Here is a 23638-nt window from a genome sequence, read left to right on the forward strand (position 1 = left end):
CGTCTGCAATGGAAGAATCAAACAAAGGTTTCTGGTATGCCGACTGGTCATTCCCGATTTTTGTCGGTTTGCTCTCCTCCGGCGTGTTTGCCGGGACCCATATGTACTACCTGTACGGCATTGGGGCGTTTAACGAAGTCGCTTTCGTGTCCATGCTCCGGGCCGGAATCGATACCGGCGTCTATGGGGCGGTGGCTGCCTTCGGAGCCAGCTTCCTGTTCGCCCGCATCATTGAAGGATCGCTGGTCGGGATTCTGGACATCGGTGGTGCGATCCAGACCGGTGTCGGTCTGGGCGTGCCGGCGTTGCTGCTCGGAGCGGGTTTTGTTTTCCCCGTCGCTAACTTTGCGGCTTCGCTGGTCACCGGCCTGATTCTCGGTGTGGCAATCGGTTACGTCATTATCCTGGCGCGTAAGTTCACCATCAATCAGAGCAACAGCACGTACGGTGCGGACGTCATGATGGGGGCGGGCAATGCATCAGGCCGTTTCCTGGGACCCTTGATCATTCTGGCCGCGATGGGTGCCTCAATTCCTATCGGCCTCGGATCCTTGCTGGGCGCGCTGGTGTTCTATCTGTGGAATAAACCGATCACGGGCGGTGCGATCCTGGGTGCCATGATCCTGGGCGCGATCTTTCCTGTGGCGATCTGACCCTGTTATCCCCCGATCGGTTCAGGCCGATCGGGGCAGTTAAGGAGGTTCCTGTGTACGATCTGATTCTGCGGCGTGCGCGTTTGCCGGATGAAACCCTGATCGATATTGCGATACGTGACGGCAAGATTGCCGCCACAGGTGAAATCAGCGGCCACGCAACTGTCGAGAAAACGCTGGCAGAAGGCTGTTATCTCAGTGCGGGCTGGATTGATTCGCATGTGCACTGCTATGAAAAATCCCCCGTCTACCACGATCATCCCGATCGGGTTGGCGTGGAAAGCGGCGTCACCTGCGTGGTGGATGCAGGCAGTACTGGCGCGAATGACATTGACGATTTCTGGCAGCGCACCCGAGCGGTGAGCACGCAGGTTTACGCGCTGCTGAATATCGCACGCACTGGCATCATTACCCAAAATGAACTGGCGGACATGACGCAGATTGATCGCCAGGCCATTGCCGACGCGGTAAAACGTCACCCCGACTTTATTGTGGGGCTTAAAGCCCGTATGAGCAGCAGCGTAGTGGGCGAAAACGGCATTAAGCCGCTGGTCCTCGCGAAAGCTATTCAGCAGGAAAACGGCCATCTGCCGCTGATGGTGCATATCGGTAACAACCCACCCAACCTTGATGAGATCGCGGAACTGCTGACCTCGGGTGACATCATCACTCACTGCTATAACGGCAAACCCAATCGCATCCTGACACCCGACGGCGAACTGCGTGCCGCCGTCAAACATGCGCTGGCACGCGACGTACGGCTTGATGTCGGCCACGGCAGCGCCAGCTTTAGTTTCGAGGTCGCGCGTGCGGCCATCGCACAGGGCATTTTGCCTGATACCATCAGTTCGGATATTTACTGCCGTAACCGCCTCAATGGACCGGTTTATACCCTGGCCCATGTGATGTCGAAGTTTTTCAATGTCGGCATGACCCTGCCACAGATTATCGCCTGTGTGACTCACCAGGCAGCCAGCGGCCTGCGTTTACGCCACAAAGGCCGTATTGAGCCCGGCTACGATGCCGACTTTACGCTGTTCACCGTCGCGCAAGAGCCGGTGTCCTTTGTGGATGCGGAAGGGCTGGCGGAACAGGGCGATCGTCACCTGATTCCCCTTGCCGCCATTGTCGCCGGCGAGTGCTGGATTACTGAACAAGGAAAAAAACACCATGTCTTCTCTGTATGAAAAATATGGCCTGAAGCAGGTCATCAACGCCTCCGGTCGCATGACCATACTGGGCGTTTCAACGCCATCGGATGAGGTGATCGATACGGTTAAGTACGGTCTGGCGCACTACTTTGAAGTAAAGGATCTGGTCGATAAAACCGGCGCGTATATTGCTAATCTGCTGAAAGTGGAAAATGCGCTGGTGGTCTCCTGCGCCTCGGCAGGGATAGCCCAGAGCGTGGCCGCCGTCATTGTGAAAGATGATGACTGGTTGCTGGATAATTTACACAGTGCACCGCTGACCGTGCCGCGCGACATCGTGGTGCCAAAAGGGCATAACGTGAACTACGGTGCGCCGGTGGGCAGCATGATCGCGCTGGGTGGGGGCCGGACGGTTGAAGCGGGTTACAGTAATGAATGCTCGGCTCAGCAGCTTTCCGCCGCGGTGACCGATCAGACGGCCGCCATTCTCTACGTGAAGTCACATCACTGCGTACAAAAGAGCCACCTGAGCGTTGCACAGGCCGCAGAAGTCGCACGTAAGCATGGTGTGCCACTGATTGTGGATGCCGCCGCCGAAGAAGACTTGCAGTGTTACTACCAGGCCGGTGCCGATCTGGTGATCTACAGCGGCGCCAAAGCGATTGAAGGCCCAACCAGCGGCCTGGTTATCGGTAAGCATCAGCTTGTTGAGTGGGTGAAGCGCCAGAGCAACGGCATTGGCCGCACCATGAAAGTGGGCAAAGAGGGGATTCTGGGGCTGACGCAGGCCATTGAGTCCTATCTGACTCTGCCGAAAGTGACTGGCGCACAGATGGTAGAAAAAATGACGCCCTTTATTAACAACCTCAATGGGCTGGACGGCGTAACTGCGCGCGTCGTCTGGGATGCGGCCGGACGCGATATTGCACGCGCCGAAATACACTTTGATGAAGCCAAAATTGCGCGTCAAACCGGCGATCTGGTTCAGGCATTGAAAAACGGCGATATCGCCATTTACTTCCGTGGCTACAAAGCGAATGAAGGCATTATCGAAGCCGACGTGCGTAGCGTCAGCGCTGAGCAGCTGCATATCATTTTTACCCGTATTCAGGCGCTGATAACCGGAGAACACTAATGACGCTTACCCCTGATTTTTATCAAGACCGGCTGTGCCTCAACGTGCTGGCCGGCTCAAAAGAAAATGCGCGCGCTATCTGGCAGGCGGCAGAAGGGCACGTTCTGGTCGGTGTGCTATCGAAGAATTACGCCAGTCATGACGCCGCAATCGCGGATATGCGCGACTATGCTGCGCTGATCAATAATGCGCTCTCGATTGGCCTGGGCGCGGGCGATCCCCGGCAGTCACGCATGGTCAGCGAACTGGCCGCTGAGCTACAGCCTCAGCATGTTAACCAGGTCTTTACCGGCGTTGGCACCAGCCGGGCGCTGCTTGGCCAGTCACAAACGGTGGTGAACGGCTTGATCTCGCCGACAGGGACGCCAGGAAAAGTAAAAATTTCGACCGGTCCGCTCAGCTCACAGCGCAACGACGGCATCGTGCCCATCGACACCGCGATCGCCATGCTGATCGATATGGGCGGCAGCTCGGTAAAATATTTCCCCATGGGCGGTCTGGACAGGGTGGAAGAATACCGCGCCGTGGCGGAGGCCTGTGCACAGCAGGATTTTTGGCTGGAGCCGACAGGCGGGATCGATCTGGCAAATTTTAGCGAGATCGTAAAAATTGCGCTGGATGCGGGCGTCAGCAAGGTGATCCCGCATATTTACAGTTCGATCATTGATCAGGCCAGCGGTGAAACCCGCGTGGATGACGTCAAACAGCTTCTGGCAATGAGCAAGTCCTTGCTGGCCTGACGTAGGTTGTGCGCTGGCGCAGAAAACTGTGGCCGGCGTGCCCTTTCCTGGACGTACAGCCGCGTTTCCTGCACTCTGTTAGTGTTGCTCTTTTCTCCATTCAGTCAGGTAAACCGACGTGAGATTTCCTAATCAGCGCCTTGCGCAACTGTTTGACGCTTTGAAAAACGAAACCTTGCCTCAGGACGAGCTGGCCCGGCGCTTTGCCGTGTCAACGCGTACCGTACGCACGGATATCACCGCCCTGAATGCCTTACTGGAAAAGCACGGCGCGCAGTTTGTGTTGAATCGCGGGGCCGGTTATCAGCTTAAAATTGCCGACGCGCAGCGTTTTACTATTCTCCAGCAGCAAACGCGTGCCCCTCTCCGGGTGCCGCGTACCTCTCAGGAGCGGATCCGTTATCTGCTGGTGCGCTTCCTGACCGCCGCCTATTCGCTGAAACTGGAAGCGCTGGCAGAAGAATGGTTTGTCAGCCGCGCGACCTTGCAGAATGACATGGCCGACGTACGTGAATGGCTCGGACGCTACCAACTCAGCATTGAAAGCAAACCGCACCACGGCATGAAACTGTTTGGCAGCGAGGTGGCGATCCGCACCTGCTTAACCGATCTGTTGATCGAGATCGATCAGTCGCAGCCAGACAGCCCGCTGATCACGCCGGAATCCCTGGAAGGTGGCCTGCTGGAAAGTCTGGAACCGTGCCTGCAACGCTGTTTTGCCCAGCACCATATCCGTCTCAGTGACGAAGGTGAACGCTATTTACAGTTTTACTGTGCGGTGGCGGTCCGGCGCATCAGCGAAGGTTATCCGGTTAACGATCCCGCGGACACGGAACAGATGGACGATGCGATACGCGACGCGGCACAAACCCTGATTCATTCGCTGCTGCCGCTTATCGGCAAGCCCGTTTCGCCGGCGGAGGAGAGCTGGCTACAGGTTAATATCGCTGCCCGGCGCATTCAGGACAGCGCACCCAGCACGATCAATGCGGATGACGCGGATGCGCTGGTCGACTATCTGCTCAGCTTTATTAACACACACTACTATTACGATCTGCAGAACGATCCTCAGTTGCGTGCCGATCTGCTCACCCATATTAAAACCATGATCACGCGGGTGCGTTATCAGATCCATATTCCCAATCCCCTGTTAAGTAATATCAAGCAGCACTATCCGATGGCCTATGACGTAACGCTGGCGGCGGTTTCCAGTTGGGGCAAATATTCGCCTTACGTCATCAGTGAGAATGAAATTGGCTTCCTGGTGCTGCATATTGGCGTCGGGCTGGAGCGCCATTACAATGTGGGCTATCAACGTCGCCCTCAGGTGCTGCTGGTGTGCGACAGCGGGAATTCCACGCTGCGCATGATTGAAGCGATGCTGCTGCGAAACTATCCCCAGTTGCAGGTAACCCAGTGTCTGTCTCAGCGCGAATACGAAGCACGTCAGCGCATCGAAGAAGACTTTGTCATCTCTACCGCGCGGGTCAGCGAAAAAGAAAAACCGGTGGTGGTGGTGGCGCCGTTCCCGACCGAATTCCAGATGGAGCAGATTGGTAAGCTGGTGCTGGTGGATCGTACCCGTCCCTATATGTTGGAGAAATTTTTTGATGCCCGGCATTTTCGGATTGTTGATGCGCCCATGAGCCAGTCGGATCTGTTCCGGTTATTGTGCGATCAGCTTGAGGATGAAGGTGTGGTGGATGAGGCTTTCTTTGCATCCGTGGAGGAACGCGAAGCCATTGTCAGTACCATGCTGGGCGAGGGCATTGCGCTACCGCACTCGCTGGGGCTCATGGCCCGGGAAACGGTCGTCTACACCGTGCTGGCTCCACAGGGTATTCCGTGGGGCGACGATACGGCTTACGTGATTTTTCTGCTGGCAATCAGTAAAAGCGAGTATGAAGAAGCCATGGCAATTTATGACCTTTTCGTCACGTTTATGCGTGAGCGGGCGATGACGCGCCTGCGCGACAGCACTGACTTCAGCAGTTTTAAAACCGTGGCGCTGGACTGCCTGAGTCGGCTGTAAGTGGGGGCAAGGTGGGCTGGATAGCGTCCAGCCCGTTATCAGTGTTTCTTTGCTAACAGGCGGGGGATTTCGCGCAGGCACCATGCTTTCGCTTCGCCCATACTGTCACGACGCCAGGCCATTATGATGTCCACCTCGCGAGAATATTCCGGGCTGACGACCCGTAACCGCCCCTCCGCGATATCCTGCTCTACCATGTTATAGGGCATGGTCGCCACGCCTAAACCGGCCAGAAGCGCACGCCGCTTATCGTCCATCGTACTGACGGTCAGACGTTGCTGTTTATCCAGCAGCTGTACGGTCAACACCGGCCTTTCGCGTGCGGTATCGGCCACGGCAATCCCCCGATATTTTACCCGGGTGACCTCTGAAAGCGGCTCGGGTTCGTTATGAATAGGATGGTCAGGGCTGGCGACATAAACGCTGACGATGCTGTAGAGTTTGCGGGTATTGATCTCAGTTGAGGCGCGAAAGTGCATATCCGGTGCGATAACGATATCTGCACGCCCCTGTTCCAGCCTTTCCCAGGCACCTGCCAGCACTTCTGTCATAATGGATATCTGGGTGTTAGCCTTGTCAGCCAGCTTTGTAACCAGCGGGAACAGCGCATCGGTAGGGACAAGGGCTTCGGTCACGATGGTCAACTGCGTTTCCCAACCGCGCGCCAGCGCTTCGGCATCGGTCGTGAGTTTGTCAGCGGCTTCCAGCAACACCCGACCGCGCTCAAGCAGCATGCGTCCGACATTCGTAAACTTTGTGCGATGGCCAGAGCGGTCAAACAGCACCACATCCAGCTCCTCTTCCAGTTTCTGCATGGTGTAACTGAGTGCCGAGGGCACGCGCCCTAACTCATCGGCGGCGGCGGCAAAACTGCCCCGGCGATCGATAGCATCCATCACACGTAAAGCTTCAAGGGTTAACGCACGGTCTTTTGCCATCCTGGTTCTCTGTCAGGAAATTTGAATATGCCCGGCAGATTAACTGGCTAACAATCCGGCGTCCAGACTTTTACCATAAGGGAATCATACCCGTCGTCGATTCTTGCCGACGGATGCAGGAGGTAAACAATGATAACCACACGCAGTGCATCCGATTGTGGTCAGGCTGATTATGGCTGGCTACAGGCACGCTATAGTTTCTCTTTTGGCCACTATTTCGATCCCAAATTAATGGGTTATGCCGCTTTACGTGTTTTGAACCAGGAAGTGCTGGCACCCGGCGCGGCGTTTCAGCCGCGCACCTATCCTCAGGTGGACGTGTTGAATATTGTCCTGCAGGGTGAAGCGGAGTACCGCGACAGCGAAGGCAATCACATTACCGTCGGTGAAGGTGAGGCACTGCTGCTCTCTGCCCAGCCGGGCGTGAGCTACAGTGAACTGAATCCCAGTAAAGAGCGCTCACTGACCCGCATGCAGCTCTGGCTGGCGGCCTGCCCGGAACGGGAAAACCCGCGTATGCAGAAAATCAGCCTGACCGCAGGAACGTGCTCGCAACTGGTGGCTTCGCCGGATGGCCGCGACAACAGCTTGCAACTGCGTCAGCAGGTCTGGATCCACCAGCTTGAGCTGGCGGCTGGCGAGCAGCATCTGGTGCCGCTGCATGGCGCGCGCGCCTATCTGCAGTCGATCCATGGTTCGCTTGAAGCCTCTGCAGGGGCATCACATCAGGAAACGCTCGGCTGTGGTGATGGCGCGTTTTTGCAGGAAGAGCAGCAACTGTGGCTGGCTGCCCTCACACCGACGCGGGCGCTGGTAATCGATATCCCTGTCTGACGCGCTTCTGCTGGCGTGGCGTTGTGGCGGTATCACAACAGTGGATATCCGCGCAGAGACGGATAGCCGACAGCGAAGGGCGAAGTGGTTTGCGTCAGCCTGGTCATGGGATCAGACGCCAGAAACGAGAAAAGCCGTCCCTGAAAGGGGACGGCTTTTTTATTCGCGCGATTCAGGCAGGCAAGACCACCCCGACCTCCGCGTTATTTCACCATGGTAAAGGCCGTGGTGACGTGTTTCACCCCGCTTACCCGGCTGGCAATATCCGCAGCGGCTTTCGCTTCTTCCGGCGTGACCAGACCCAACAGGAACACCTCACCGTTTTCAGTGGTCACCTTCACGCTTGATGATTTCACCTGATCGCTGCCCAGCAGCTGCGAGCGGATCTTCGTGGTGATCCAGGTGTCAGCGGAGGACGTACCCAGGCTGACTTTCGGCCCAATCCGAATCTCGTTATAAACTTCGGTGGCACCGTCAACGCCCATGGCGATCTGTTTCGCGCGGTTAGCGACTTCCTGATTCGGTGCCTGGCCGGTCAACAGAACCTTGCCCTGGTAGGCGGTGGCAATGACGCGGGCATCGGTTTTGATTTGCTGATCTTTAGCCAGCGCATTGCTGACGCGTAACTCCAGCGTGCCATCATCAACCTGCGTGCCCACAGAGCGGGGATCGGTGGCGGTTTTGGTCGCGACAGCGGCACTACCGGCCACCACCGCGACGCAGCCTTGCAGCAGCATGGCGGTTAAAACAATGGCTACAGCGTTCAATGCTTTCATGGGTGCTCCTTCCGTCATTCCTGGTGGGGAAACAAGGTGTTATCAATCAGATCGCACAAACAGTTGAGTGTTAACATATGCATCTCCTGAATGCGAGCACTGCGATGTGAAGGAATACGAATTTCCACATCCTGCGGTCCCAGCAATCCGGCTAATTCTCCCCCATCATAACCGGTAAGCGCAACGATCGTCATATCGCGCGTGACGGCGGCCTCGACAGCCTTGACGATGTCACGCGTATTGCCGCGGGTCGAGATGGCGAGCAGCACATCACCGTTTTGCCCGAGGGCGCGCACCTGCTTGGCATAAATCTCATCATGCAGGCGGTCATTACTGATCGCAGTCAGCATGACGTTATCCGCACTTAAAGCCAGCGCAGGCAGGCTGGGGCGTTCGGTTTCAAAACGATTGATCATGCTGGCGGCAAAATGCTGTGCGTTGGCGGATGATGCGCCGTTACCGCAACTCAGTATCTTGTTACCGTTGAGAAGGGACTGCACCATGGTCATTGCTGCACGTGAGATGGCATCAGGTAATGCCTCAGCCGCAGCGATTTGAGTTTGGATACTTTCAGTAAAACACGCTTTAATTCTTTCCTGCACACGACCACCTGGTTCTAAACGTCTGCATTAAAGGCATTGGGCAACCATTCGAGCGCCGGGCCTGTAATGGCGATGATGTCGAAACGGCAATTCACTGTTTCAAAACTGCCGCCGCGTTGCGCCAGCCAGAGAGAGGCAACACGCAGCAGCTTGTGTTGTTTCTGTCGGGTAATGCTGGCCAGACTGCCGCCAAATCGTGCGTTACGGCGGTAACGCACTTCGACAAACACCCAGCATTGGTTGTCTCGCATTATCAGGTCAAGTTCACCTGCGCGATAGTACACATTGCTGGCGACCCATGTTAACCCCGCCCGCTCAAGATAGCGGCGGGCGCGTTGTTCATATTCGGCACCTGTACGGCGGCGGTTTAGCTGGCCGGTACGATATTGCCCTGACGATACTGGTTCCATGTCAACTTCCTGTTGATCACGCAATCAGGCGTCGCGCTGAGCTTGCCGGTATTGCCATCAAGAGAGAAGCCAGGCACCTGACGCATCTGATTGAAGTGGTTAGCCAGCGTCCAGGCATCCATCCCCATGGCATACAGGCGCACCAGTGAATAATCGTTGTTAAACGACCGGGCGGCCTGCTGCATCAGGCCTGGATTGGCGCCGGACAGCAGAGGGATATCGCTGTACTGCAGGCCTTCCATTTCCAGACGGAAATCCGGGCCTGCGCCAGCCTGAGCACTACGGGAACTGGCGTAGAGCGCGACATTACTGCGGCTGCCGGTGCGCATGCTGATCATCGGTTTAATCAGCTGCAGTTCATCCTGCGTCGACACGATATAGGCCGCATCTACCGCACCCGATTCGCTGGCTGCCGGTGCGCTGGTTTGGGGGGCCGGTATAGTCAGCCCTGCAACGGACACGTTCTGCGGTTGGGACGCAGAAGGGATAACCACCGGCGTCCCGCTCATGCTAATTCCTGCACCGCTGTTGATGCCCTGCTTAAGCTCTGAAACCGAACCGAAACGCTGCTGGAGCACGGTGCCACCGCCCAGTGACTGCCACTCTTTCGCAAAGGCCGTTGCGACGCGATCGCCCAGGCCATTACGCGGGAGCAACAGCAGTGGCTGGCGCTTACCCTGATCCCAGATATGGTGAGCCGCATCGCGCGCTTCATCTTCTGGCGACAGCGCAAAGTAGCACATATTGGGATGGTTCTGGATGTGTTCCGGCTCATTCAGGGCCAGAACGTTCAACGGTGTCTGGCTGTTGGCGACGGTTTCGACGTTGTTTTTCAACAGCGGGCCGACGACCAGTGTCGCGCCATCCTGTTGCGCCTGCTGCATCACCTGGGCGATGGGCTGGCTGCTGGTGTCATAGACTTTAACCTGCGCATTACTGGCCGGTTGCGCCGACGGCTGTTGCTGCTGTTGAGGCTGCTGAGCGGTCGTGGCAGGTTGCTGCGCCGTGCCCGTCTGCGTTGTTGCCGCAGGGGTGGCTGAGGGGCTGACAACCGCGTTGGCATCAGCAGGCTGCTGCTGATTCATCGCGATGGGATCCTGTGCGCTGCCCGGCGTTGCCTGAGGTGCCGCCGGGATAACACCGTTCTTCGCGTCGTTGAAGCCTTTCTGGATGGCGCTGGCAAACATCTGAGCCTGACCGTTGAGTGGCAGCAGCAGCGCGATGGTGCTGGTGGACGCTTTGGTGAAGTTCTGCACCTGGCTCAGCTGCGTCGGCAAGGTTTTGGACGCGGGATTGTCGGGATAGCGCGTCTGCCAGTCTTTAATGGCCGACTTAAGCATGTTGGCATCCTGCGCATTGGCGTGCCAGGCGGTCAGCAGATCCAGCCAGCCCTGCAGAATGTTTTCATCGGCATTGATGACCAGCGCGTTCATGTCTTGCTGTGACAGTTGCGTCAGTGCCTGCCAGGTTGCATCAATGTTCTTCTGACGTGCGTCACCCTTCAGCAACGGTTCCTGGGCAATGTAGGCACGGAGCAGGGCCAGAGAGGTTTTCCCCTGTGCGCTGGCGATCTGCAAATCGTAGTAGCGCGCCAGTTGATCCTGAGACAGTTCACTGGTTTTCACCTGGCTCAACAGTTGCTGCGCGTCAGCCACTTTTTGCTGTCCAATCAGCGACTGGGCTTTCAGCAAGCGTAATTCCTGCTGCTGTGTTGAGGACAGTTGATTAGGCAGTTCGCCAATCGCCTGGTCGGCCTGAGGATATTTTCCCTCTTTTAACAAGGCGCGGATTGCGAGTAATTGCCAGTCGGTCTTGCTATCATCGCTGCTTTGCTGCACCTGTTGCAGATAGTAAGCAGAATTATTGGTGGCTGGCCCCTGAATGTCTACGGACTGGCTTTTGGGACCCTGGCCACTACACGCGGCTAAAATCAGACCAGCAAGAAGGACAGGCACAAAGCGTCCTGCTTTATGACGAACGATTTTTGAAGGAAGCATACTGTATCCAGTGATGTTTTTTTCAAGATGCTCAATATTAAATCGGCAATTCGGATGAAACAATGAAACAACTCGATCGGGCAGACATTTCCGCCAGCACGCTTTACATCGTGCCAACCCCAATAGGTAATTTGGCTGACATTACCCAGCGGGCGCTAGCGGTACTTTCCAGCGTCGATCTGGTCGCAGCGGAAGATACACGTCATACCGGACTGTTGCTACAACATTTCGCCATCAATGCGCGACTCTTCGCACTTCATGACCACAACGAACAGCAGAAAGCAGACATCCTGCTCGCCAGGCTGCAACAGGGAGAAAGCATAGCTCTGGTTTCTGATGCTGGCACGCCGTTGATCAACGATCCCGGTTACCACCTGGTTCGCCGCTGCCGGGAGGCCGGTATTCGCATCGTTCCTTTACCGGGTGCCTGTGCAGCGATTACAGCATTAAGCGCAGCGGGATTGCCGTCTGATCGTTTCTGTTACGAAGGGTTTCTGCCAGCCAAAACCAAGGCACGCTGTGATGCGCTGCGGGCCCTTGCCGACGAGCCACGCACCTTAATTTTTTATGAGTCGACCCACCGTCTGTTAGACAGCCTGCAGGACATGGTGACCGAGCTGGGTGCCGATCGTTATGTCGTGCTGGCGCGCGAGCTGACTAAAACCTGGGAAAATCTCAATGGTGCGCCCGTGGCGGAACTGCTGGCCTGGGTCAAAGAGGATGAAAATCGCCGCAAAGGTGAGATGGTGCTGATTGTGGAAGGCCACCAGCCTGATGAAGAGGCTTTGCCAGCGGAGGCCTTGCGCACACTGGCCCTGTTACAGCAGGAATTGCCTCTAAAGAAAGCGGCCGCCCTGACAGCGGAGATCCATGGGGTGAAAAAGAACGCCCTCTATAAATATGCGCTGGATCAGCAGGCGTAAGCATCCTGTTTTGCCTGCGTGACAGCGCCGGCTAAACGCTCTATAATGCGCGCCGAAGCTGACCAGACAGTCGCCGCTTTGTCGTCGTCCCTCTCTGAGGGAGACGGGCAAAGGGGAGGAAAGTCCGGGCTCCATAGGGCAGGGTGCCAGGTAACGCCTGGGGGGGCAACCCACGACCAGTGCAACAGAGAGCAAACCGCCGATGGCCCAGCAATGGGATCAGGTAAGGGTGAAAGGGTGCGGTAAGAGCGCACCGCGCGGCTGGTAACAGTCCGTGGCACGGTAAACTCCACCCGGAGCAAGGCCAAATAGGGGTTCACATGGTACGGCCCGTACTGAACCCGGGTAGGCTGCTTGAGCCAGTAAGCGATTACTGGCCTAGATGAATGACTGTCCACGACAGAACCCGGCTTATCGGTCAGTTTCGACTTATTCATGCAAACCCCGCGCAAGCGGGGTTTTTGCTTTATGGCGCAGCTATGCAGGCTTTGCTGTCTCCATCAGGCACAGGGGAAAGACGCGCACGACGTTGCCACGGGAGCCACTGTTACCAGGCGCGAGTCATACAGGATGGTTTCACGATGCCGTGGTAAAAAAATGCGGCAGGGCGGTTCTGTGCGGGCGTCCGGGCTATACCCTTTGATCGGGGAAATAAGCGGTCGGTTGCAAGAGGGCGTGTTTCTCAGGCAAATCCCATGCAATTTCTCGCCAATGCCCTATACGCTCATCCGATGTGTTACATGATGGCTTGCCATCTGTTTGGGAGGCAACGGTTTCTCTCGTCTATAGTTGAAGGCAGCTCGCCAGACGTCACTGATTTTACGTTTTGCCCCATTGGGCACGCATTCATTGAATGAAGATTAAAAAAACAGGTGGATCATGGTTACAAGAAGGGATTTATTAACGTATTCCGGGGCGTTTGCTGCCTTATCTGCTTTAGGCATTTCTCCCGGCGCGATGGCAGCAGGTGTGCTCAAACTGGGTAACAGCGAAACATTTAATTTTCAGACATTGATTGCCCGGGCTAAAGCGCTGGCAGCCAAACCTTACGAAAACCCCACCGAATTCGATCCGTCATTGTTGTCCAACATCACCTATGACGCCTACATGAAGACCGTGTACAAACCGGAATATGCCCTGTTCAAAAATGCCGGGCGGTTTCCTGTCACCTTTTTCATGGTTAACGGCCTGCACCGCATGCCGGTGAAAATGCACGTAGTGGAAAATAACGCTGCGCGCGAAATCATTCAAAATATTGATTACTTCACCACGACGGATAAAAGCGTCAGGTTGCCGGCGCTGGAAGGAAACGTATTTTCGGGTTTCAGAGTGCTGGCAAGCCAGGACGCGTTAAAAACCAATCCCCAAAATGACTGGATTTCCTTTATGGGGGCGTCCTATTTCCGCGCTATTGGTGAATTAGGGCAGTTTGGTTTGTCCGCTCGCGGTATTGCCCTGAATACCGTCCAGCCCGGTGTGGATGAAGAGTTTCCTGATTTCACGGATTTCTGGTTCGAAGCGCCGAAAGATGACAGCAAAAACCTCACGGTCTATGCCCTGCTCAACGGGCCGAGCATAACGGGTGCCTACAAGTTTATCCTGCATCGTGGCAAAGGCGTGGTGCAGGACGTGGAATGCACGCTTTTCCTGCGTAAGGATATTCAGCGTTTCGGCATCGCGCCTCTGACGTCCATGTACTGGTTCTCAAAAACGGTCAAGGGGGCTGCGACAGACTGGCGTCCCGAAGTGCATGACTCCGATGGTCTGGCAATGTGGACCGGCAGCGGTGAACATCTCTGGCGACCGCTGAACAATCCGTTGCGTGTGGTCACCTCAAGCTTCCACGACGAGAATCCGCGAGGCTTTGGATTACTGCAGAAAGACAGGAATTTCGACAGCTACCTGGATGCTGCGCACTACGAGCGTCGCCCGGACCTGTGGGTCGAACCGCTAGGGAAATGGGGCAAAGGATCGGTACAACTGGTGGAAATACCGACCAATGACGAAATCTACGACAATATCGTCGCCATGTGGGTGCCGGATGCGCCAGCCAAAGCGGGTGATGAACATTATTTCCATTACCGGCTGCACTGGCTGTCCGATGAACCTTATCCCTCAACGTTGGCGCGCTGTGGTGCGACCCGACTGGGACGCGGCGGCGTGCCGGGATCTGACCGTCCGCATGACAGTCGTAAATTCACCGTTGAATTCCACGGTGGCAACCTGAATCACCTGCCGTCAGGCGTTGCGCCGGAAGCCGTGCTGTCGGCCTCGCGCGGGACGTTTGAGAACGTGCTGGTCTCTAAGCTGCCTGATGGCTCCGGCAACTGGCTGGCGCAGTTTGATTTGGTGGCGGGGGACGGTGACCCGGTGGAGCTGAAGCTTTATCTGAAAGCGCAGGAAAACGTGGTATCTGAAACCTGGTGTTATCAGTACCATCCGTTTAACTCCCCCGCGAAGCCCTGGCCGGTCGCCTGCGACAAGAAGTAATATCCTCATCACGCCCACTCACCCAGTGGGCGTTTTTTTCGCGCACTCATTCCCTGTTTTTATCCCTGCTGGCAAGAAAATGCCCAGTATTGCCGGGCAGGGTGCCATCGGTCTGGCGATGCCTGACGAACTTTTCGGTGTCGGTTTCGCCATGGACGGAGGGCCGGTAGGGTGGCTGCCCTGAGATCAAGGAATCCAGCGTTTACCGTCAACGGTGCGCAATCTGTTGATCCTGACGGTATGGCAGCCTCCATTTTTGCTGGTACCATGACGCCCCATTGTTGTACTCGGGTACCCTTGCGGATGGCCGCGATGTCGCCTGTTCGGGTGAACTCACCTTCGCGGTTATGAACGAACAGGTCGATCAGAAGGGGTGACTAAGTGAAGGCGACATTCGTAAGTGTTTGATTGAAAAGACTCAGCGAAACCAGATGGTTACGGAAAGCGTCAGTGCGTTAGCCTGCGCTGCGTCGCTCAGCGGCAACGTGGACCATGACATTCAGGGGCGGAAAACCGTTTACACGCTCTCTGGCGGCAATATTGATTTGTCCCGGGTTTCGGGTCTCGCTGACGCATAAAGGATAAGTTATGAGTAATTCTGAAAATATTCTCAACCGGGAAAAAGCGTCGATCTGGCGTCAGTCCGATACCACATGGACACTGGGACTTTTTGGTACCGCCATTGGAGCCGGGGTCCTTTTCTTTCCTATCAGAGCGGGCTATGGCGGCCTGATCCCCATTCTGATTATGTTAGTGCTGGCGTATCCGATTGCCTTTTTCTGCCACAGGGCACTGGCGCGCCTGTGCCTGTCCGGCAGTAACGTATCGGGTAATATTACCGATACCGTAGAAGAACATTTCGGTAAAACCGGCGGCGTGGTCATCACCTTCCTCTACTTTTTTGCCATTTGCCCGCTGTTATGGATTTATGGCGTCACCATCACCAACACGTTTATGGCGTTCTGGCAATATCAGCTACTGTTGCCCGCACTTAATCGTGGCGTCGTCGCGCTGTGTCTGCTGCTGCTGATGGCGTTTGTGATTGGGTTTGGTAAAGATTTGATGGTCAAAGTGATGAGCTGGCTGGTGTTTCCGTTTATTGCCAGTCTGGTGCTGATTTCACTGTCGCTCATCCCGTACTGGAATCGCGCCGTTATCGATCAGGTTCACCTGAACGATCTGGCCTTTACCGGGCATGATGGCATTCTCGTCACGGTATGGCTTGGCATTTCTATCATGGTGTTCTCGTTTAACTTCTCGCCCATTGTGTCTTCTTTCGTGGTGTCGAAACGGGAGGAGTACGAGCCGGAAATGGGCCGGACCTACACAGAAAACAAGTGCAGTCAGATTATCTCCCGCGCCAGCATCCTGATGGTGGCAGTGGTCATGTTCTTTGCCTTTAGCTGTCTGTTTACCTTGTCGCCGCAGGACATGGCGGATGCCAGGGCACAAAATATTCCTGTGCTGTCTTATCTGGCGAATCACTTCTCCAGTATGGCGGGTGAAAAGTCTACCTTTTCCACGGTGCTGGAATACAGCGCGTCGGTCATCGCCCTGGTCGCGATTTTTAAATCCTTCTTTGGACACTATCTGGGCACGCTGGAAGGGCTGAATGGGTTAATCATCAAGTTCCGCTACCACGGTGATAAAGACGCCGTGTCCCATCGTAAGCTGAACACCGTAAGTATGGTCTTTATTATGGGGTCCACCTGGCTGGTGGCGTATCTCAATCCCAATATTCTTGACCTGATCGAGGCGATGGGTGCGCCCATTATCGCCTCGCTGCTGTGCCTGTTACCGATGTTTGCTATCCGCAGGGTTCCGGCGCTGGCGAAATATAAAGGCCGTGCTGACAACGTTTTCGTGAGCGCGATTGGCGTGCTGACGATTTTGAATATTGCGTACAAGTTTTTCTGACGGGCCGCGCAGCCGTTTTGACCTGACATGTCCCCCATGTCAGGTCTGCGTCATCCTGTTAACCGCGACCGTGAGGTTCATCCCAGTTGAACGCCGGGCCGACAGAGATTACGCCGTGCGGGTTGATGGTTTTATGGCTGCAGTAGTAGTGATGGCGAATATGGGCCAGATTCACGGTCTCAGCAATGCCAGGCATCTGGTAAATATCCCGCAGGAAACCGCTCAGATTCAGGTAGTCACTGATACGGTGACGGTCACATTTAAAGTGGGTGACGTAGACCGGATCGAAGCGCACCAGCGTAGTCCATAAACGTAAATCCGCCTCGGTCAACGTGTCGCCGGTCAGATAACGGTGCTGGCCCAGGATCTGTTCCAGACGGGACAGCGACTGAAAGAGTGCCGTAACCGCTTCATCATAAGCCGCCTGTGACGTGGCAAACCCCGCCTTATACACGCCATTATTGACCGTGTCGTAAATCCAGCCGTTGAGGTCATCAATCTTGTCGCGCAGTGCCGGCGGATAATAGTCGCCCGCACGTGCGCCCACGCCGTCGAAGGCGCTGTTAAACATGCGAATGATATCGGCAGATTCATTACTGACGATGGTATTCTGCTGCTTATCCCATAACACGGGCACGGTCACCCGACCGGTGTAGTCCTTATCCGCGTGCAGATAGAGCTGATAAAGAAATTCATTTTGATGCAGCTTGTCACCGGTTGCCGCCGGGAAGCTGTCATCGAAGGTCCAGCCATTTTCCAGCATCAGCGGATGCACGACTGACACATCGATCATGTTCTCCAGCCCTTTTAACTGACGCATCAGCAAGGTACGGTGTGCCCAGGGACAGGCAAGCGATACATAAAGATGATAGCGATCGCGCTCTGCCGCAAACCCGGCGTTGCCACTCGGGCCGGCGCTGCCATCCGGCGTGACCCAACTGCGCCATGCGGATTCCGAGCGCTTAAAACGCCCGCCGGTTGATTTTGTGTCATACCAGGTGTCATGCCAGACACCATCAATTAACTGGCCCATCTTGTCTCCACTCTCTGTCGTGCAATGAAATGTTCTCGTCTGATTAACCATAGGTGGTGATGCGCGACTGCGACAGCGTTGTGCGCGCATGGCGTCAGACATTTTGTGCCATCGTCTTAACGGCCTCTCACTGAGAGAAGGGTTGATGACGTAAACCGGTAACGATTCCTTTATGATGTCGGACATTCTGCCTGCCCCAGGCATCTCATTCCACCAGCCTGTCCGTGCGGAGAGGCGGAGAAAAAGGAAAGTGCAATGAAAGCCGTCGTCTTTGGATACCATGAAATGGCCTGTACCGGATTACAGGCGCTGCTGGATGCCGGATTCAGTATCAGTGCGTTGTTTACCCATGCCGATCCCGGCAACGCCACACCATTTTATGGTTCCGTTGCTGAGCTGGCGCGTCGTCACGCTATTCCGGTATTCATCACCGAGGAGGTGAATACCGCCGAGTGGCAGGCCCGTATTGCCAGTTTCGACGCGGACTACCTGTTCTGCTTCTCCTACCGTCAGGTCCTGAGCGAGGCCATCCTGTCTTCGGTAACAAAAGGCGCCTATAACGTTCATGCCGCGCTGCTGCCAGCCTACCGTGGCCGCGCCCATCTCAACTGGGTCATTATCAAGGGCGAAACCCGTACAGGTGTTACGCTGCACCGCATGATTAAACGGCCAGATGCCGGTCCCATACTGGCGCAGCAGGCGGTGGATATTCTGCCGGAAGATAATGCTCTGGCCTTGCATACGCGCTTAGTGGCAACGACGGGCAAGATGTTGCCGGGCTGGCTTAAGGCGCTGGTGGCGGGCGAGCTGACAGAAACACCGCAGGATGAACGGGCCGCCAGCTGCTGGGGCAGCCGCAAACCCGAGGACGGCGAGATACACTGGCAGGACAGTGCCGTCAATATCCACAATCTGGTTCGGGCGCTGGACTTTCCCTGGCCGGGGGCGTTCAGCTTTACCCGCACGCAAAGGTTTACCGTCTGGCAAACCCGGGTGATGAACGGCGATAACAGCGGGCGTGTGGGTGAGGTTGTATCACTATCGCCCCTGATCATTCGCTGTGGACAAGGGCAACTCGAAATCCTGCAAGGGCAGGGCCCGGACGGTGAATCTGTTTCAGGCCGGGTTCTGGCCAGTCAGCTTGGGCTGGTGGTGGGCCAGCCCGTGAAGGCCTGATGGGGCTCGTGGACGGCCTTATGCGGCTAGCCCAGTACCTGACCCGTAAGGTAGCCGACGGTCGCCGAAAAGCTCATTGCCAGCAGGCTCCAGAAGCAGATGCGCATGATACTTTTGCGTACGGGCGCATCGCCCGCTTTAGCTGCCAGGGCACCCAGTAGTGCCAGCGCCAGCAGGGCCGACAATGCAATCGCGGGCAGGGCGAAGGGCCCGGTAATGAGCAGGGCGACAGCAAAAGGCAGCACGCTGCCGGAGGCAAAGCTGATAGCGGAAAACAGCGCGGCCTGAAGAGGTTTCGCGCTGCTGAAGTCGGTAATGCCCAGCTCGTCCCGGGCATGTGCGGCCAGGGCATCATGGGCCATCAGTTGCTCTGCTACCTGATGAGCCAGGTCAGCAGACAGCCCGCGCGCCTGGTAAATCGCCGTCAGTTCAACGGTTTCCGCCGCAAAGTCAGCCTCCAGCTCGGCTTTTTCTTGCTGCAGAGAGGCCTGTTCGCTATCTGACTGTGAAGACACGGAGACATATTCTCCCGTGGCCATCGACATCGCGCCGCCGACGATTCCCGCCAGCCCGGCGAGCAACACCGTGTGGGGGGCACTACTGGCTGACACCACGCCTGCCAGCAGGCTCGCGGTTGAGACAATCCCGTCATTAGCCCCCAGAACGGCCGCGCGCAGCCAGCCTGCGTGTTCTATTTTATGCGTTTCACTGTGTTGCATTCGTTATCCCTGTGATCAGCGACCCGACGGGTACGCTTATTTTCATCGTGCGAAAGCAGAATATGCAGCACGCCCATTGCACCGTGGCTGTAGAAATAGATTTCGACAAACGTGGTCAGGAACCTGTGCCAGTGCAGCACTGCATGCGTCAGACCCGGCGACGCGAACGATGTGCTGTTAAGTAAAAACCATAGCGCGCCTGAGCAGGCCACCACAAGCAACGCGCTAACGCCCAGCCCCTGTACGGTGGCAGCGATGCCGCCACTGTGCGCGTCGGGTAATTTCATGCGCGCCAGACAGGCGAGATCGTCCCGAATACCGCGGAAATCCAGCGTCAGCCACGAAAAGTACCAGTGTAAGCCGCGCTGCATGCGCATCCAGATCAGCATAGCGAATCCGGCGACAATCAGTAACAGGCCAGACAGGATATGAAACCAGGTGATCACCGTTTCCAGACTGTGCCCGCCCAGCGCTTCACGTTCGGTGAAACCGGAATTGATGATCTGGGAAAGGATGAGGACGGCAACGAAGAGATGGAGCCGTCGAAAAAAAGGCGCATCGTGATGAGGGAGCCACTGCCTGTAAGACATGTTCATAGTAATCCTGAAATGAAAAGAACAGGACACTATATTTTCATGCGTAGATTAGGCTTACCTTAAGCGTTTCTCCGCGGTACCGGAGAAGCGGCGAGACGGCAGGCAGCAAAAAAGCAAAACGCACCGGAAAAAGCAGCCGGTGCGTTCAGCTAAAGCGGGATTGCTGGCGGTGAATTAGCGCGCCAGAACACCCTGTGGCTTTTTACTGATCAGGCGATCGATGCTGTACGCGCCCGGTCCAACCAGACCCAACACCAGGAAACCGCCAGCGATAGACAGGTTTTTCATAAACATCAGCTGGTTCACGCCTTCGGCAAAGTTACTGTGAAACAGGAAGGCGGTCAGAATCGTGAAGCCCGCGGTGAACAGCGCGGTGAAACGGGTCAGGAAGCCAAACATGATCGCCAGACCGCCGCCAAACTCCAGCAGGATAACCAGTGGCAACATGAAGCCGGGGACGCCCATCGCTTCCATGTAGTGCTGTGTACCTGCATAACCGGTAATTTTGCCCCAGCCTGCGGTGATAAACAGAATGGTCATCAGGATACGGGCGGCCAACAAACCACTGTCTTCGAATTTTTTCATCATCTACTCCAACGCTATAAGTTTGCAAGGCAGGAATGCCCGCAGTGAATATTCCCGTTGGCCGCCTGATAGCAAACCGCTGGGCTGATAGCTGGAGATGATAGTCGCGAGGCGTGACAGTTGTAAGCGATATAAACTGTCGATGTTATTCAGTAAATCTGACAAAAGAAAAAGCCAGTCACAATGGACTGGCCTGGTGATGTCAGCGCGGGGGGAAGGTTGACTTAACCATGCGCCAGGTGCTCCACAGGCCAAAGCCGCGCTTGGCCCAGCGTAACAGGCGGTTGGGACTGCGGATGGAGTAAATCGCTAACGCGCTGCTGCCAATGGCCAGATAGCGTTTAAGGCTCAAAAAGGTAAACCAGCCACGGTCGTAAGGTGCCGTGATTTCGAGCCAGCCACGCCGCGCCGCGCTGAGATCAAGGCGCTGTTGCTGAACCTGTTTAAGCAACTCTTCTATACGCGCTTCACGTTCGCGGCGGCTCATTAGCGGTTATCCTCAAGCAAATCACGATCGTTGGCCAGCTCTTTACGCGTATGACGCAGCAGCGTCGACTGGCGTGATTTACGCAGTGTCCAGAGCCCAAAAATCAACGCCAGCAGGAACAGTACGCCGGTGGTGATGGCTATCGCCATAAGACGGTACTGCGCATCGACTGCCCAGATAATCAGCACCATCAGGCTCATCAGGCCAAAAGCAGTAAAAAGCATCGTCAGGCCAAGCATCAACAACATCTGTATCAGATTGGCCTTTTCTTCTTCCAGCTCTGCCACTGCCAGACGAACGCGTGTTTCGACCATACTGACCAGCGTCGTAACGATACGCTGACCAATCGTGATCACCCCTTTAGCTGGTCCGTGGTTCTGCTGTGAATCGGTCATGGTTAACGACGCGAGATCAGCATACCGATAGCGACACCGATCGCCGCGCCAATACCGACACCATGCCACGGGTTATCACGTACATAACCGTCTGCTTTTTGTGCCGCTTCGCGCGTAGTGGCTGCCAGGCGCTCGCCGGATTCACCTAAACGCTCGCGGGAGCTGTCCAGCGCCACGCGCGCTTTATGACGCAGTTTATCCAGTTCACTTTTCGATTTTTCTGTGCCGCTGCTCAGCACTTCTTCCAGCGTATCCGCCAGGTTTTTCAGCTCAGCACGCAAATGTTCCGATGATGTGTCTTTAGACATAAAATACTCCTTTAACATCAGTAGAGTGAATCCGATTAATAGGGCTCCGCCTGTAACTTCTTAAGCTCCTGGCGTGCTTCTTCCAGCTTATGTTCGCGTTTTGCTATCTTGTCCTTATCATGACCTTCATCGCGCTCTTCCTTGAGTTCGCGTTCACGCTCAGCCACTTTCTGTTTCTGCGCGTTGATTTTTTCCAGATGTGAAGCTTTCAGCTTTTTGTCCGTGCAGCCCGCGCGCACCTCAGTAAGGGCGCGCTCAAGGCCGTTTACCCGGCGCTGATTGTTATGCTTCTTCGCCATCTCAATTTCGTGCTGTATGTCCTGTTCTTTTTGCTGGCACAGCGATTCCGCCGCCATCAATGAACCTGAAAGCGAAAACAACACGATGCCCAGCAGTAATTTATTTTTCATTAGGCGTAGTACCTTCCATTGTTGCCTGATTTACATCAACGCGGCGCAACCGCTTCACGGTGTGCGTTGAAACCCGCCTTAGTTTAAGCATAGACATCAGGTGGAAAAAGTCCAAAGATCACCGATATACGGGGAAACGTTCAGCGCGCAGTCGATAAACGCTGAACGTATAAAGAAACGCGCATCAGGCGAGAGAGAGGTGAGGCGATTGATCGTGTTGCGCGACGATAAAGCCCTCAGGCAGCAAGCGACGCAACACTTTTTGCGCGGCCAGGCTCTGCTCTTCATTGTCGAAATGAATAACCAGCGCATCACCTGCGGGTGTGATGCTTTTGATGCGAATACCTTGCGCGCTCAACTGTTGGTATAAATAAAAGCCGTCCGGCATCGGGGCTCCCGCGTGCGAAACACGAATCTGTACCACATTTTCGTGGCGCATCAGACCTGGCACCAGGCTTATCGCAATCAGCGCGAATGCACCGCCAATCAACCAAGGCCGCCAGTGTTTAGGTATGGCCTGTAATGTTTTCATAAGCCGGTCCCCCGCTGATTTGCACGGCGCTTGCGCCAGAGAACAACCAGCGAACCGATTAATCCCACCACCAGTAACACCAGCGGCAGCATCATCAGAAAGAACATCAGCTCATCTTCATAACGCCGAAAAATAGGGGTTTTACCCAGCGCGAAGCCCAGAACGGTCAGAATCACCACCCACAGGAAGCCACTCATCCAGTTAAAAAACTGGAAACGGGCATTACTTAAACCGGACAGACCGGCAATCGTGGGCAGTAAGGTGCGGACAAAGGCGATAAAACGGCCAACCAGTAAGGCGGATAATCCGTGGCGATGAAACAGATTATGGGCCCGCTGATGATAGCGGGCGGGAAGGTGCGATAACCAGTTTTGTACGGTGGGCGTATTGCCGAGCCATCGGCCCTGAATATAGCTGACCCAGCAGCCAAGGCTGGCACCTGTTGTTAAGACCAGGATCGTCAGCGGGAAGCTCATTGTCCCCTTGGCAATCAGCACGCCAACCAGAATCAGCAGACTGTCCCCGGGAAGGAAAGCGGCAGGCAGTAAACCGTTTTCCAGAAAAAGAATCATGAATAAAACGCCGTAAATCGCCCACACCAGTGTTGGATCAGAAAGCGTTTCATAATCCTGTTGCCATAAGGCATGCAGCAGCGCTTGCAAAATTTCCATCAATCATTCCCGAACATCATCGTTGAACATGTCCCACAGGGACTAAAGCGCAGACTGACAGTTAGTTATAAATTCTGGGGTGACCGTCTGAGCATGCATGTCTGGATCCTTCCAGAACTGATTGTTAA

The 23638-nt window shown here is 55.5% G+C and carries 26 protein-coding genes and 1 other RNA gene; 12 read left to right on the top strand and 15 right to left on the bottom strand.

Annotation, left to right across the window (positions count from 1 at the left end; genetic code table 11):
- The first annotated feature begins 8 nt into the window (after nt 1-8).
- From GC087_RS02940 to GC087_RS02960, 5 genes are all read left to right on the top strand, one after another.
- On the top strand, nt 9-653 hold the full coding sequence (locus GC087_RS02940; protein ID WP_054633034.1) for an EF_0833/AHA_3914 family membrane protein: 645 nt from the start codon (nt 9-11) through the stop codon (nt 651-653).
- Between the two features lie 53 nt (nt 654-706).
- Nucleotides 707-1840 carry an EF_0837/AHA_3915 family putative deacetylase gene (locus GC087_RS02945; protein WP_185200450.1) on the top strand — a complete coding sequence of 378 codons (1134 nt, stop codon included), beginning with the start codon at nt 707-709 and terminating at the stop codon, nt 1838-1840.
- The gene (locus tag GC087_RS02950) at nt 1824-2939 is read left to right on the top strand and encodes a DgaE family pyridoxal phosphate-dependent ammonia lyase (protein WP_110268770.1); all 1116 of its coding nucleotides are present in this window, start codon (nt 1824-1826) and stop codon (nt 2937-2939) included. The genes GC087_RS02945 and GC087_RS02950 overlap by 17 nt, the downstream gene beginning before the upstream one ends.
- Entirely contained in the window at nt 2939-3679 is a 741-nt protein-coding gene (gene dagF, locus GC087_RS02955) for a 2-dehydro-3-deoxy-phosphogluconate aldolase (protein WP_033740000.1), read from the top strand. Before GC087_RS02950 ends, dagF begins: the two co-directional genes overlap by 1 nt.
- A gap of 118 nt (nt 3680-3797) precedes the next feature.
- Nucleotides 3798-5711, top strand: a complete 1914-nt coding sequence (locus GC087_RS02960; RefSeq protein ID WP_324029577.1) for a BglG family transcription antiterminator — start codon at nt 3798-3800, stop codon at nt 5709-5711.
- A gap of 38 nt (nt 5712-5749) precedes the next feature.
- On the opposite strand, the gene GC087_RS02965 is transcribed toward GC087_RS02960, so the two are convergent.
- Nucleotides 5750-6649: a LysR family transcriptional regulator gene (locus GC087_RS02965; protein WP_033739998.1), complete on the bottom strand. Its 900-nt coding sequence runs from the start codon at nt 6647-6649 to the stop codon at nt 5750-5752.
- Nucleotides 6650-6778: 129 nt separating this feature from the next.
- Between GC087_RS02965 and GC087_RS02970 the strand changes: the two genes are divergently transcribed.
- Nucleotides 6779-7483 carry a pirin family protein gene (locus GC087_RS02970; RefSeq protein WP_164482607.1) on the top strand — a complete coding sequence of 235 codons (705 nt, stop codon included), beginning with the start codon at nt 6779-6781 and terminating at the stop codon, nt 7481-7483.
- Between the two features lie 203 nt (nt 7484-7686).
- Here GC087_RS02970 and dolP read toward each other — a convergent pair whose 3' ends face one another.
- Genes dolP through GC087_RS02990 form a run of 4 tightly spaced genes read right to left on the bottom strand, consistent with a single transcriptional unit; the run spans nt 7687 to nt 11268 of the window.
- Entirely contained in the window at nt 7687-8259 is a 573-nt protein-coding gene (dolP, locus tag GC087_RS02975) for a division/outer membrane stress-associated lipid-binding lipoprotein (protein ID WP_006118323.1), read from the bottom strand.
- Between the two features lie 14 nt (nt 8260-8273).
- Complete coding sequence (gene diaA, locus GC087_RS02980; protein ID WP_006118322.1) at nt 8274-8861, bottom strand: DnaA initiator-associating protein DiaA; 588 nt, start codon at nt 8859-8861, stop codon at nt 8274-8276.
- Between the two features lie 14 nt (nt 8862-8875).
- Nucleotides 8876-9271 carry a YraN family protein gene (locus tag GC087_RS02985; protein WP_324029579.1) on the bottom strand — a complete coding sequence of 132 codons (396 nt, stop codon included), beginning with the start codon at nt 9269-9271 and terminating at the stop codon, nt 8876-8878.
- Nucleotides 9229-11268: a penicillin-binding protein activator gene (locus GC087_RS02990; protein ID WP_324029581.1), complete on the bottom strand. Its 2040-nt coding sequence runs from the start codon at nt 11266-11268 to the stop codon at nt 9229-9231. The genes GC087_RS02985 and GC087_RS02990 overlap by 43 nt, the downstream gene beginning before the upstream one ends.
- 62 nt (nt 11269-11330) lie before the next feature.
- On the opposite strand from GC087_RS02990, the gene rsmI reads away from it, so the two are divergent.
- The 5 genes from rsmI (at nt 11331) to tdcC (ending at nt 16598) form a co-directional block, all read left to right on the top strand.
- Nucleotides 11331-12191, top strand: coding sequence for a 16S rRNA (cytidine(1402)-2'-O)-methyltransferase (gene rsmI, locus GC087_RS02995; protein WP_006118319.1), 861 nt, complete (start codon nt 11331-11333; stop codon nt 12189-12191).
- A gap of 54 nt (nt 12192-12245) precedes the next feature.
- Nucleotides 12246-12621, top strand: an RNA gene (rnpB, locus tag GC087_RS03000) — RNase P RNA component class A.
- Between the two features lie 449 nt (nt 12622-13070).
- On the top strand, nt 13071-14681 hold the full coding sequence (locus GC087_RS03005) for an OpgD/OpgG family glucan biosynthesis protein (protein ID WP_324029583.1): 1611 nt from the start codon (nt 13071-13073) through the stop codon (nt 14679-14681).
- Between the two features lie 431 nt (nt 14682-15112).
- A complete protein-coding gene (locus tag GC087_RS03010) occupies nt 15113-15259 on the top strand; it encodes a hypothetical protein (RefSeq protein ID WP_155550063.1) in 147 nt (48 codons plus the stop codon).
- 10 nt (nt 15260-15269) lie between these two features.
- Nucleotides 15270-16598 (top strand): threonine/serine transporter TdcC, encoded by a 1329-nt coding sequence (gene tdcC, locus GC087_RS03015; RefSeq protein WP_039341878.1) that lies wholly within the window; start codon nt 15270-15272, stop codon nt 16596-16598.
- Nucleotides 16599-16656: 58 nt separating this feature from the next.
- Here the strand turns inward: tdcC and GC087_RS03020 are convergent, their stop codons facing one another.
- Entirely contained in the window at nt 16657-17631 is a 975-nt protein-coding gene (locus GC087_RS03020) for a glutathione S-transferase family protein (RefSeq protein WP_006118315.1), read from the bottom strand.
- A gap of 255 nt (nt 17632-17886) precedes the next feature.
- Here GC087_RS03020 and GC087_RS03025 point away from each other — a divergent pair, with 255 nt between their 5' ends.
- Entirely contained in the window at nt 17887-18807 is a 921-nt protein-coding gene (locus GC087_RS03025; RefSeq protein WP_058702669.1) for a formyltransferase family protein, read from the top strand.
- Between the two features lie 26 nt (nt 18808-18833).
- Here the strand turns inward: GC087_RS03025 and GC087_RS03030 are convergent, their stop codons facing one another.
- From GC087_RS03030 to GC087_RS03070, 9 genes are all read right to left on the bottom strand, one after another.
- Nucleotides 18834-19526, bottom strand: a complete 693-nt coding sequence (locus GC087_RS03030) for a VIT1/CCC1 transporter family protein (protein ID WP_006118313.1) — start codon at nt 19524-19526, stop codon at nt 18834-18836.
- Nucleotides 19499-20122, bottom strand: a complete 624-nt coding sequence (locus GC087_RS03035) for a cytochrome b/b6 domain-containing protein (protein ID WP_054633050.1) — start codon at nt 20120-20122, stop codon at nt 19499-19501. The genes GC087_RS03030 and GC087_RS03035 overlap by 28 nt, the downstream gene beginning before the upstream one ends.
- Nucleotides 20123-20296: 174 nt before the next feature.
- Nucleotides 20297-20707 carry a DoxX family protein gene (locus GC087_RS03040; protein WP_033739992.1) on the bottom strand — a complete coding sequence of 137 codons (411 nt, stop codon included), beginning with the start codon at nt 20705-20707 and terminating at the stop codon, nt 20297-20299.
- 202 nt (nt 20708-20909) lie between these two features.
- Nucleotides 20910-21194, bottom strand: a complete 285-nt coding sequence (locus tag GC087_RS03045; protein WP_006118310.1) for a YqjK-like family protein — start codon at nt 21192-21194, stop codon at nt 20910-20912.
- Nucleotides 21194-21589, bottom strand: a complete 396-nt coding sequence (locus GC087_RS03050; protein WP_006118309.1) for a phage holin family protein — start codon at nt 21587-21589, stop codon at nt 21194-21196. Before GC087_RS03050 ends, GC087_RS03045 begins: the two co-directional genes overlap by 1 nt.
- A 2-nt stretch (nt 21590-21591) precedes the next feature.
- Complete coding sequence (locus GC087_RS03055) at nt 21592-21897, bottom strand: ElaB/YgaM/YqjD family protein (protein ID WP_006118308.1); 306 nt, start codon at nt 21895-21897, stop codon at nt 21592-21594.
- 35 nt (nt 21898-21932) lie between these two features.
- Nucleotides 21933-22307 (bottom strand): DUF1090 domain-containing protein, encoded by a 375-nt coding sequence (locus GC087_RS03060; protein WP_033739991.1) that lies wholly within the window; start codon nt 22305-22307, stop codon nt 21933-21935.
- 184 nt (nt 22308-22491) lie between these two features.
- Complete coding sequence (gene mzrA, locus GC087_RS03065; RefSeq protein ID WP_006118306.1) at nt 22492-22839, bottom strand: EnvZ/OmpR regulon moderator MzrA; 348 nt, start codon at nt 22837-22839, stop codon at nt 22492-22494.
- On the bottom strand, nt 22836-23510 hold the full coding sequence (locus GC087_RS03070; protein WP_006118305.1) for a DedA family protein: 675 nt from the start codon (nt 23508-23510) through the stop codon (nt 22836-22838). Before GC087_RS03070 ends, mzrA begins: the two co-directional genes overlap by 4 nt.
- Between the last annotated feature and the right edge of the window lie 128 nt (nt 23511-23638).

Origin of the sequence: Pantoea sp. JZ2 (assembly GCF_035191405.1) — a bacterium.
In the GTDB taxonomy this organism is placed as follows: Bacteria; Pseudomonadota; Gammaproteobacteria; order Enterobacterales; family Enterobacteriaceae; genus Pantoea; species Pantoea stewartii.

Bases quoted from the DNA above. Each gene is read 5' to 3' on its own strand.
- GC087_RS03045 (WP_006118310.1), bottom strand. From the start codon at position 21,194: ATGAGCCGCCGCGAACGTGAAGCGCGTATAGAAGAGTTGCTTAAACAG.
- mzrA (WP_006118306.1), bottom strand. From the start codon at position 22,839: ATGAAAACATTACAGGCCATACCTAAACACTGGCGGCCTTGGTTGATT.
- GC087_RS02940 (WP_054633034.1), top strand. From the start codon at position 9: ATGGAAGAATCAAACAAAGGTTTCTGGTATGCCGACTGGTCATTCCCG.
- GC087_RS03040 (WP_033739992.1), bottom strand. From the start codon at position 20,707: ATGAAAAAATTCGAAGACAGTGGTTTGTTGGCCGCCCGTATCCTGATG.
- GC087_RS03060 (WP_033739991.1), bottom strand. From the start codon at position 22,307: ATGAAAAATAAATTACTGCTGGGCATCGTGTTGTTTTCGCTTTCAGGT.
- dagF (WP_033740000.1), top strand. From the start codon at position 2,939: ATGACGCTTACCCCTGATTTTTATCAAGACCGGCTGTGCCTCAACGTG.
- GC087_RS02965 (WP_033739998.1), bottom strand. From the start codon at position 6,649: ATGGCAAAAGACCGTGCGTTAACCCTTGAAGCTTTACGTGTGATGGAT.
- GC087_RS03030 (WP_006118313.1), bottom strand. From the start codon at position 19,526: ATGCAACACAGTGAAACGCATAAAATAGAACACGCAGGCTGGCTGCGC.
- GC087_RS03050 (WP_006118309.1), bottom strand. From the start codon at position 21,589: ATGACCGATTCACAGCAGAACCACGGACCAGCTAAAGGGGTGATCACG.
- GC087_RS02950 (WP_110268770.1), top strand. From the start codon at position 1,824: ATGTCTTCTCTGTATGAAAAATATGGCCTGAAGCAGGTCATCAACGCC.
- rsmI (WP_006118319.1), top strand. From the start codon at position 11,331: ATGAAACAACTCGATCGGGCAGACATTTCCGCCAGCACGCTTTACATC.
- GC087_RS03020 (WP_006118315.1), bottom strand. From the start codon at position 17,631: ATGGGCCAGTTAATTGATGGTGTCTGGCATGACACCTGGTATGACACA.
- GC087_RS02970 (WP_164482607.1), top strand. From the start codon at position 6,779: ATGATAACCACACGCAGTGCATCCGATTGTGGTCAGGCTGATTATGGC.
- GC087_RS03005 (WP_324029583.1), top strand. From the start codon at position 13,071: ATGGTTACAAGAAGGGATTTATTAACGTATTCCGGGGCGTTTGCTGCC.
- GC087_RS02985 (WP_324029579.1), bottom strand. From the start codon at position 9,271: ATGGAACCAGTATCGTCAGGGCAATATCGTACCGGCCAGCTAAACCGC.
- tdcC (WP_039341878.1), top strand. From the start codon at position 15,270: ATGAGTAATTCTGAAAATATTCTCAACCGGGAAAAAGCGTCGATCTGG.
- GC087_RS03035 (WP_054633050.1), bottom strand. From the start codon at position 20,122: ATGAACATGTCTTACAGGCAGTGGCTCCCTCATCACGATGCGCCTTTT.
- GC087_RS03055 (WP_006118308.1), bottom strand. From the start codon at position 21,897: ATGTCTAAAGACACATCATCGGAACATTTGCGTGCTGAGCTGAAAAAC.
- dolP (WP_006118323.1), bottom strand. From the start codon at position 8,259: ATGAAAGCATTGAACGCTGTAGCCATTGTTTTAACCGCCATGCTGCTG.
- GC087_RS03070 (WP_006118305.1), bottom strand. From the start codon at position 23,510: ATGGAAATTTTGCAAGCGCTGCTGCATGCCTTATGGCAACAGGATTAT.
- GC087_RS02990 (WP_324029581.1), bottom strand. From the start codon at position 11,268: ATGCTTCCTTCAAAAATCGTTCGTCATAAAGCAGGACGCTTTGTGCCT.
- GC087_RS03010 (WP_155550063.1), top strand. From the start codon at position 15,113: ATGGTTACGGAAAGCGTCAGTGCGTTAGCCTGCGCTGCGTCGCTCAGC.
- GC087_RS03025 (WP_058702669.1), top strand. From the start codon at position 17,887: ATGAAAGCCGTCGTCTTTGGATACCATGAAATGGCCTGTACCGGATTA.